Annotated in this window: 10 protein-coding genes; 3 read left to right on the top strand and 7 right to left on the bottom strand. The window is 60.2% G+C overall.

Annotated elements, in window-relative coordinates; translation table 11 throughout:
- Positions 1-30: 30 nt before the first annotated feature.
- From AYK65_RS32375 to AYK65_RS12645, 3 genes are all read right to left on the bottom strand, one after another.
- Positions 31-189, bottom strand: a complete 159-nt coding sequence (locus AYK65_RS32375) for a hypothetical protein (protein WP_167549758.1) — start codon at positions 187-189, stop codon at positions 31-33.
- Between the two features lie 208 nt (positions 190-397).
- The gene (locus AYK65_RS12640) at positions 398-1,228 is read right to left on the bottom strand and encodes a helix-turn-helix transcriptional regulator (protein ID WP_081158559.1); all 831 of its coding nucleotides are present in this window, start codon (positions 1,226-1,228) and stop codon (positions 398-400) included.
- A 7-nt stretch (positions 1,229-1,235) separates the two neighbouring features.
- Positions 1,236-1,490: a DUF1127 domain-containing protein gene (locus AYK65_RS12645; RefSeq protein ID WP_046119664.1), complete on the bottom strand. Its 255-nt coding sequence runs from the start codon at positions 1,488-1,490 to the stop codon at positions 1,236-1,238.
- A gap of 571 nt (positions 1,491-2,061) precedes the next feature.
- On the opposite strand from AYK65_RS12645, the gene AYK65_RS12650 reads away from it, so the two are divergent.
- On the top strand, positions 2,062-2,352 hold the full coding sequence (locus AYK65_RS12650) for a YMGG-like glycine zipper-containing protein (protein WP_077068265.1): 291 nt from the start codon (positions 2,062-2,064) through the stop codon (positions 2,350-2,352).
- Between the two features lie 473 nt (positions 2,353-2,825).
- The gene (locus AYK65_RS12655) at positions 2,826-3,677 is read left to right on the top strand and encodes a BA14K family protein (RefSeq protein ID WP_081158561.1); all 852 of its coding nucleotides are present in this window, start codon (positions 2,826-2,828) and stop codon (positions 3,675-3,677) included.
- A gap of 460 nt (positions 3,678-4,137) precedes the next feature.
- On the opposite strand, the gene AYK65_RS12660 is transcribed toward AYK65_RS12655, so the two are convergent.
- The 4 genes from AYK65_RS12660 to AYK65_RS12675 form a co-directional block, all read right to left on the bottom strand.
- Positions 4,138-4,419 carry a MurR/RpiR family transcriptional regulator gene (locus AYK65_RS12660; protein WP_046119662.1) on the bottom strand — a complete coding sequence of 94 codons (282 nt, stop codon included), beginning with the start codon at positions 4,417-4,419 and terminating at the stop codon, positions 4,138-4,140.
- A 93-nt stretch (positions 4,420-4,512) separates the two neighbouring features.
- Positions 4,513-5,454, bottom strand: coding sequence for a sugar phosphate isomerase/epimerase family protein (locus tag AYK65_RS12665; RefSeq protein WP_081158563.1), 942 nt, complete (start codon positions 5,452-5,454; stop codon positions 4,513-4,515).
- Positions 5,455-5,510: 56 nt separating this feature from the next.
- Entirely contained in the window at positions 5,511-6,683 is a 1,173-nt protein-coding gene (locus AYK65_RS12670) for a Gfo/Idh/MocA family protein (RefSeq protein ID WP_046119660.1), read from the bottom strand.
- 31 nt (positions 6,684-6,714) lie between these two features.
- On the bottom strand, positions 6,715-7,719 hold the full coding sequence (locus AYK65_RS12675) for a Gfo/Idh/MocA family protein (RefSeq protein WP_081158565.1): 1,005 nt from the start codon (positions 7,717-7,719) through the stop codon (positions 6,715-6,717).
- A gap of 137 nt (positions 7,720-7,856) precedes the next feature.
- Between AYK65_RS12675 and AYK65_RS12680 the strand changes: the two genes are divergently transcribed.
- On the top strand, positions 7,857-9,533 hold a 1,677-nt coding region (locus tag AYK65_RS12680), incomplete at its 3' end, for a recombinase family protein (RefSeq protein ID WP_081158567.1).

Raw genomic sequence — 9,533 nt, forward strand, 5'->3', positions numbered from 1 at the left:
CGTCGCCGTCACACGCGCATAGCGATCGATTTACTTCTCGGCCTCGGCTGAAGCCTTTGCGGCTTCCGCTTCACCAAGTGCCGCGGCGCACTCCTCGCAACAGACTTCTACCGTCTTGCCGCCAAGTTTCACCTTAATACTCTGCTGATCGAGCTCGCAGTCGCAAGCTGCACAGGTCCTCTGGGTCATCGTTTCATTCCTCGTCCGTGATTTTGCTTCGACCACCGCAGAAAACCACGGCGCTGCCCGCGGCGCTGTCAGATTTTTTAGCAATATGAAAGGCGTTAGCGCGGGATGAGGAAAACTGTGCGCGGTTTTCCGCCCGCATCCCGCGCCAACTTATTAGAATCGATCACGTTCATGATTTTAGGTCGGTTCGACCTAATATCATCGTGATCTAGCGAAGACGAAGGCTGCGTTGAAACTCGGCCGGCGTACGTCCATAGGCTTGCTTGAAGGAGGAGCTGAAATGACTATGGCTGGAAAAGCCGAGCTCCAACCCGAGCGCGGTAAGATCATGGTGGGAGCCAAGCAGATCGAGCGCCCGCGCCAGCCGCAGGCGCAACTGGTAGCGGTAAAGAGGCATTGCCTCGACCTGTTGAAAGACCTGGGTGAGATAGACCGGTGAGACGCCAACCTCCCTTGCGACCTCCCCCAGCGTCCAGCGGCGGGCAAGATCGCTCGATAGCACGAGTTTGGCCCGGTCCACCAACTTTTCTCGGCCGTAGGTACCGGCCGCACCATGCGACGTCCGCTCCCCGAGAGAGCGCCGGATGAGCGTGAGCGTGAGCGTTTCGGCTTCGAGGGGCTCGGCAATACCCCGACCGAGGCTGTAACGCAAAAGAGCAACGAGCGCCTGGGCGCGCGCGTCGATGCGCCGGCGCTGGCGCTTGAAGGATACACCCGAGCCGGAACGCAACTGCTCCTTCGGCGCGAGCTCGGACAGCACCTCTTCGCCAACCTTTACGTCGAGACACGCATCTCCGCCCGCGACCGGGTGGCTGATGCGATATCCTTCGCCGCCATTGAAGAAAATCACCTGATTGGGCTCGGCCACCGCGTCGCTCCTACCCACATGGCGCATAAAAACGCCGCGATAAGGATAAGCCAGGCTCGTCGAATGCGCGCTTTCTTCAGCGCTCCGGTGGGCACATGCCCCGTTGCAGATGACGTCCCGAAGTCTGACGGTCGATGTTGAAAGAATTGTCTGACACGAAAACTGGGACATTCCGATCCTACAAGTCGCGTTTGTAGAAGTCGTTATATGCTTCCGCACGAGACAGGCCAATGTCCTTGAGCTGATAGTCCGAGAGTTCGAGCAGGTCCAAGCGACCGCGCCGCGTGTCCATCCATCGAGCAAGGCGCGCGAGCAATCGCATGGGCAGGCCGCGCCCTTCGAGCGGCGTGAACGCGGTGATCCTGCGCTGCGGCCCAATCAATTCCGTCGCGACATAAGCTTGGCTGCCTGAGATCGGCCTATTGTCCGTCATCGTATCATCTCCTCTCTTGCCATTTGCATGAGAAGAAATTGACGCAAAGCCATGAGTGGCGCTGTCAGATTATTTAGGGATCATCGCCGCAACGGACACAGCAGGTGAGAAGTCATCGCGCCTACGGGCGATCGCCGGCGTCAGCGGCGATAAGTGACTTTCAACGGTCGCTTGGTGGAGCGCATTGTGCCTACTTAACCGGCCAAGAGCTCGCGCCTCTCGGGCTGCCGTCACGCCGATCTGCAGCACGCCTGGTCTTGCTGAGCACTTTCGATGGTTGATCGCAGCAACCGCAGGATGTATATGATGTCCGTTGTCATCGTTCCATTGTGAGGCGCAAGTGCACCTCACAGGTGGCGAGTGGACCTGCTGCCGCTTGAGCCTCAGACGCAGGTCATGCCACTTCAAACTTGCAATACTGCGATGAGGCTCGGAAGCTCGGCTCTCCGTAGGAAGGCGAGCGACAGAAACGGCGACGTCAGCCGGTCCGGCCGCAGATATATGGCATACAGTTTGCAATCCCGGACGTCGGAGGTATCGGGGCCGTTCTCATAAAAACCAGGAGCATGCCATGACCACCCGAAGGACAATGCTCTCCGTCACATTTGCGACTATAGCCGCCATTTCGACTGGCTGCGCCACGGAACAGAACCAACGCGGCTTGGGCGGTGCTTTGATAGGGGCCGGAACGGGCGCGGTCGCAGGCCAGCTAATCGGCCGAGACACGACGAGCACCGTCGTAGGTGCGGCTGGCGGAGCTCTCGTCGGTGCAGCGGTTGGAACTGCAACGACCCCGGCTCACAGCCGTGGCAACTGCAGATACAGGCAACCGGACGGCACTATCATTATCGCGCGGTGCTGATTCACCAGTCCGGTCGGCCTTGTCGTCTTGACCTGCTTGCGTGCGTCCGCCCCATCGCGCGCGTGAATTGCGCCGACCACGATCGGCAACGTCGTCGGGGAGGTTTCCAAGGCGCGACGGCGCCGGGTGGCGATATCGGCGCGCGCATTCTCCTGCTGCCGTTGCGGACCTTCACCTCTCCGCTCCTTGGAAACAGGCAAGGTCAGTCAGCGAGAACAAAACAGCGTACGAAAAGTCGAACCGTGACAGAACCCGCGGCAATACTCAAAAGCGGGAAACTCCCGCGAAAGGCGAATACGGCGGCGGAGAAGGTGAAGAAGGCTTGACCACGTCTTGCGGCGGCCTTTGAGGAGCCGCGTAGTTCTCCAATCGTGCGTTCTTCCGAAGGTCATCCTAGCATTTTTCATGCCCCGGGGCCGGAACTTGATACGGAGCCCTCGCATTCTTCGTAACGACGAGCGAAGGAGGGCAAGGTGAAAACGGCGTTGGCGGTATTTGGCGGTTTCATACTTGCCCTCGCGTTATTCCTGAGCGGTGCGGCTGTCGGAATTTTGTTCTTCACCGGCAAGCCAGCGCGCGAGGCGCGGCTGGACATGAATCAGTCGGAAATATGGACCAGGAATCCGCGAGCAGTAAACACGGCGACCCAGCGATTCGAGCGGCTCCCCGCCCGCTCGGCGGCAACTGATCTCACGGCTTCGAGAGAACCTGGGGTGGCCGCAACGGGAAACGAGGCCGAGGAGGAACACCCTTCGGAGCCCTTGGACACGATGGCCACCGCGTCGATTCAAACGACGCCCAGCGAGGAGCAACCGAGGTTGCCGACCAGGCCACCTGCTGACCCCGACGCTTCCGGAGAACGCGAAGTAACTGCATTGGGCAGAGACGCCGAGGGGGAGCGCTTTTCGGAACCGTTGGACACGACCGTTACTTCCTCGACGCAACGGGCGCCCAACGATGAGGAGCCGACCTTATCGACCGAGCGGACTGCCCATGTGGAATGGTGTGCGAAACGGTATCGGTCTTACCGTCCAGGCGACAACAGCTACACGCCCTTCACTGGCGGCCGGCGGACCTGCATCTCACCCTACATCGATGCAGACCAGGTCCAGTCCGAGCATGCTTTGCCGCAACCAAGCGACAGCTATGCGGGGGGTGCCGGCGCCCCTTCAACCCGCACGGAAGATCTCTGGGCCGACACGCGGGCAGGCACGAATCTGGCGCCGGAACACATCAGCTATTGTTTCAGCAGATACCGATCGTACCGCCCCGAGGACAATAGTTACCAGCCCTTTAGCGGCGGACCGCGCAGACAATGCCGGTGACGAGGTAAGGTGGCACGCTCTGAGAAGAGATACCCGCACAGAATACACGGAATGCTCGTATCGACCGCTGCCGTTGACGCCGCCATGGACCGCCGCAAAAGTGCGACGGCATCGGGAAGCATGGGGTATTGCGCGGGGGGTAAAAAGCAAAGGCCCGCGTTGTTTGCGGGCCTTGAGTTTGGTTGCGGGGGGCCTGATTGCACAGAGACTTGTAATTTCATGTGTCTTTATGCGTTCAACGGGCAAACCAGTTTCCGGAGCGGACATTGCTTCGAATCCGCTGAATGACACGACTCGACCCGTTGCAGTCGTTCGCCACTAGTCGATGGACGTCTGCAAAGGGCGGGGAGCTGAAGTCACAGGTATCGTTGGCCGACCATGCGCTGTGAAACCGCGACGATCACGTAGTCGGCCCTGTGACACAGCCGGGGGACACCGGTAAATTTCGATAGGGCTACCGCTAACCACGCTGCGCGCTATCGCGAATATGTTCTTGCAGAATAGTCTTCAGGTCGGTGAACGTGCGAAGGCCGAGGTGCCGCGCCAGCCGCTGAACCGTACTCACCGAGACATTGCATCGTCTGGCGATCGTTGCGGCGCTCTCGAAGGCTGCCGTTTTGGGGCGATCGATGACCTCTCGCGCCACTCGCTCGAGAGTGCCCGGAAAGGTGATCTGCCGCTGGGCGATTTCGCACTTCAACTTCTGGAGGGTTTTCAAACGATTGCTTTGGGGTTCTTCCATTGCCCGTTTCTCACGTCATCGAGGGTGTGGATCGTGTCTGTTTGACAATCTGCAGGTGCCGCGAGCGTTTGCAGGCGGCACCTGCAAAATATCTTAGCGGCTGATCGTCGCCTGAAGCGCGTCAATCGAGGACTGGATCCCCGCCTCAGTGGACATGGTGAAGTCCTCCATCTGGAGGCTGACCCAGCCGTTGTAGCCGCACATGCGGACGACGGAGAAGAATTCCTTCCACCATTGCAGGTCACGGCCGGCGCCGACGGCAACATAGTTCCAGCTACGATTGGCGACGTCGGTGACCTCCTTCAGTTCGAGCAGGCCGTTCACATCCGCCAGGCCGCGTTCGATGCGGGTGTCCTTGCCGTGGCAATGGTGAATTGCCGAACCCAGCGCGCGGGCGGAGGCGATCGGATCCGCCCCCATCCAGATCAGATGCGAGGGGTCGAGGTTCATCCCGACCGTCGAGCCGACCTCATTGCGCAGGCGGAACAGTGTCTCGGGGTTCCAAACAAGCATTGCCGAGAAGTTCTCAAGCGCGTACTTCTCGACGCCGACCTCCTTGGCTAGCCCCACAAGATCGTGCCAGAGCGGGAAGGCGCGATCCTCCCACTGGTAGCGGTCGCGCTCGGGCATCTCGTCGGGCCAGCTCTTGGTATAGACGAGCCAGTTGGGGACTACGTCGCCAGCCGCGGCTTCAGGCAGACCGGACATGGTCACGATGGTCTTGACGCCGATCTCGCCGGCGAGGCGGATCGTGTCCTTCATCTCTTGCAGGTGGCGTTTGCCCATCTCGCCCGGATCGAGCGGATTGGCCGAGCAATTGAGGGCCGCGATCTCAAGGCCGCGCGCCTCGATCTCCCTCAGCTTCGCCCTCAGTAGCGCTTTGTCTGCCAGGAGCTCGTCGGCCCGGAAATGTGGCGCCCGCGACCAGCCGCCGCCGGTCATCTCGATACCCTCGACGCCGAGTTTGACGGATTTGTCGAGCATCTCCGTGAAGGAGAGATTGCCCATGACATCTGTGCAAATCGAAAGTTTCATCTTGTCTCTGTCCAAAAAAGGGGGGCGCACTGCGGTGCGCCCCAGTTGGGGAGGAGCTACTTGAAATCGACCCAGGCGGAGCCCGCGTCGGCCGAGCGGACGCAGTTCTCCAGCCAGCGGACACCTTCGGTGCCGGCCTTGATGCCCGGGTAGTGATGGGTTTTCAGAAAGGCTTCGTCGCCGCGGTTCTTGGCGTCGATCGCCTGCGCGATCCATAGGTAGATGTTCGACCAACTATCGCCGAGGCCTTCGGTGTGCAGCGCGCCCATGCGATCGATGGCAAGGCTTTCCTCCTCGAGGTAGGGCATACCGTGATGGAGGGTGCGGTTCGGCTCGCCCTGCACTTCGTAGATCAACTGATCGGGACGGCTGTCGGACCATTCGACGGAGGCCTTGGAGCCGACGAATCGATAGCGCTGGCTGCCCATGTTGCCCGCGTCCACGGACGAGACCCAGAGGCGGCCGCGCGCCCCGTTGTCGTAGTGCATCAGCACCGTGGCATGGTCCTCAAGCGGTGCGCGGGTCGGGATAAACGCCTTGCGATCGCAGAGCAGCTTCTCGATCTTCATATGCGGCAGCACGATCTCGGAGAGGTAGTAGAGATGCGTGCCGATATCGCCGAGGACGAAGGTGGGGCCGGCGGTCTTCGGATTGGTGCGCCATCTAACGGCCTCGCCCGCGCCAACATCGTCGCCCGCATTGAAGCCGTGGGTATATTGCATGTCGACAATGCGGATATCGCCGAGCATGCCCTTGTTGACCATGGCCGCCATCTGGTGAACCAGAGGGTGGCCGGTGAAGCCGTAGGTCACGCCGACGATCAGGCCCCTTTCCGCGGCAAGCTTTTCGATCTCCTCGCATTCCGCCACGGTGAAGAACAGCGGCTTTTCGCAGATCACGTGCAGGCCGGCCTCAAGGCACGCCTTGGCGATCTCGTAATGAGTGAAGTTCGGCGTGGCGATCGAGACCACCTCGACGCCGTCGGGGCGCCCGGCCTCGCCCGCGATCAGGTCCTGATAAGTGGGATAGCAGCGGTCCGCCTCGACGCCGAGCTTCACGCCGAAGTCTCGGCCTCGCTCCGCGTCGAGGTCGAAGGCGCCGGCGAGCAGTTGGTAAGTACCGTCCCTGAGTGCTCCGGTGCGGTGCTCGTAGCCCACCTGACCGGTGCGGCCGCCACCGACCATTCCCCAGCGGAGCGGACGGGAAATCGTTCTTTCTCCGTTGATCATCTGATTGTCTTTCCTGACATGACCGACCGATTCATTCCGCCGCCATGGCGGTCGGAGGTCCGTAAAGGCTGGGTTTCGCTATCATGTTGATTGATTCAAGGCCGCCGCTGGCCACGGCTCGCAAGGCGGCATCAGCCACCAGCGTAGCGGCGTAGCCGTCCCAGGTGGACGGACCGGTCGCGGTGCCCTCCGAGGCGGCCACGCTCCATTCCCGGAACTCCTGGTCGTAAGCCTCGATGAAGCGCTCGCGCCAATCCTCGGGGATCGCCTGGCGGATGCCGTTCGAATCCGAAATCACGGTTGCCGGACGGTTCGGCAGCGCGGCGACGCCCTCCTCGCAGCTGACCTCGCCGCGGATGTCGGAGCCATAGGCGATGTTGACCGAAATCTCGACGTCGACCAGCGCGCCCGAAGCCATGTGCAACAGCACGAAGACCGGATCGGGCAACTCGCCACCACGCGAGGACCGCCGCGGCACGCGCACCTCGACCCCAGAGACTTCGTCCGACAGGAGCCAGCGGGCGATGTCTGCGTCATGCACCAGCGTGTCGTTCAGCGGCATCTCCGAAGTGTAGAGGCCCTCGGGCACTGAGGCGTTGCGATGCACGGAATGGAAGATCAGCGGCGAGCCAAGTTTTCCGCCGTCGATCACCGCCTTGAGGCGGCGATAATCGGCATCGAAACGGCGCATGAAGCCCACCTGCACAACTCGCCGGCCAAAGGCCACTTCCGCCTCCATCACGCGCAGCGCGGCGGCCTCGGACGTCACCAGGGGCTTTTCGCAGAACACGGGCTTGCCGGCGGCGATGCAGGCGAGCAGTTGCTCCTCGTGCGCCGGCCCCCAAGAGCAGATGACCACCGCCTGCACTTTTTCCGAAGAGATCAATGCCGTGGGGGTGGCGAACACCTCCGCCCCTTCGGGGGCGGCGGCAGCGGCGCGGGCCTGGTCGATGTCGGTGACCCCCACGACCTCAACGCCGGACAGGACTTGCGTAAGGCGGCGGATAACGCTGGCCCGGCTAATAGGGAGGCAAATCGCTCGCGAGCTGAACGAACGCTCGGACCGAAATCCGTAGTCTCATGCGCAGGCCGGAGCTCACACATCGAGCTGGCAGAACCAAACGAAGCGACCTCCCGCCGCTTTGGCAGGTGGGCACCAAGAGGAGAAATCTGATGCGCGCTGTTCCTTACGCCCGTTACTCAACTGATCTTCAACGACCTGAGTCGGTTGAGGATCAATTCCGCGTCTGTCGGGATCTGATCGCACGTCAAAAATGGGAGGAGGTCGGCACTTACCACGACGCGGCTATCTCCGGTGACAATATGATACTTCGTCCGGGTATCCAGCAGCTCATAATGGATGCAAAACGCGGCAAGTTCGACGTCGTCGTGGCAGAGGCTCTCGATCGTATCAGCCGCGATCAAGCAGATTTGGCCAACCTGTTCAAGTTACTGAAGTTCCACGATGTGGCGATGCACACTTTGAGTGAAGGCGCCATCACCCCAATGCACGTTGGCTTTAAGGGCACAATGAACGCCATCTTTCTGGACGATCTCGTCGCAAAGATACGTCGGGGGTTACGAGGCCGAGTTGTAAGTGGATACTCAGGCGGAGGGAATTGCTACGGGTACAACGTAATCAGGCACCTGTCAGGCACAGGCGATCTCCTCTGCGGAGAGCGTGAAATCAACGAAGAGCAAGCAAACATTATTCGGAGGATATTTCGCGAATTCTCTGCCGGCGTATCGCCTACAGAGATTGCCCGCCGACTGAATGACGAGCGGATACCCGGCCCACGAGGAACAAGCTGGTCTGACGGCACAATTCGCGGACAGGGGGGACGGGGGACGGGTATATTGAATAATGAAATGTATCTGGGGCGCAGGATCTGGAATCGCTTACGCTACATCAAAGATCCCGAGACCGGTAAGCGCGTCTCCCGAAAAAACCCGCCGGGGGAGTGGGTAGTCTCAGAAGTCCCCGAACTTAGAATCGTGGATGACGATCTCTGGCAAGCAGTGAAGGAACGACAACGAGAGATCGCTGAGCGCATGGCGAACAATATTGCAGGCGTTCGCGCGTATCATGCGCAAAACAAGCTCAACGCGGCGCGGCGACCCAAGTCGTTGCTCTCCGGGTTAATCATTTGCGGCTGCTGTGGTGGACCCTTTTCACTACGTGGGGGCGGCCGGTACGCGTGTTCAAACCACATCAGTAAACGCACCTGCACAAACTCCCGGAGCATTCCACGCGAGGTGTTGGAGCGGCGAGTTCTGATCGGAATCAAGGACCAATTAATGGACGAAGGCGCCGTCGCAGAGGCGGTACGCGCTTGTGAGGTCGAGACCAACCGCCTGAGACAAGAAGGACGAGCTCATAGCGCAAGTTGGGAAAGAGAGATGGCAATGGTAAAGACGCAAATAGGCCACGTGTTGGAGGCGGTTGCAGACGGGATGCATCACATCTCATTAAAGGAAAAATTGACATCCTTGGAGACTCGCAGAGACGAACTCGCCGAATACCTTACTCAAGTAGAAGTATCGTATACGGTACGGAATATTCCTCAGAACGCCAGCAAGATTTATGCATCGAAAGTCGAGCGGCTTTTAGATGCCCTACACCAGCCTGAGGAGCAGTCGGCCGCAAGAGAGGCAATTCGTTATCTAATCGAGAAGATTGTTCTTACCCCGGGGCCTAATCGCGGCGATATGGACGCTGTGATGTACGGCGACTTGGGCACGATCCTAGGCTGGACGAGCCTACAACCTATTGAAAAGCCGCCAGAAACAGGTTTCATGGCACTGAGGAGAATGACGGTGTCTGAATCAGTGGTTGCGGGGGCAGGATTT

This window comes from Ensifer aridi (assembly GCF_002078505.1).
GTDB lineage: Bacteria > Pseudomonadota > Alphaproteobacteria > Rhizobiales > Rhizobiaceae > Sinorhizobium > Sinorhizobium aridi.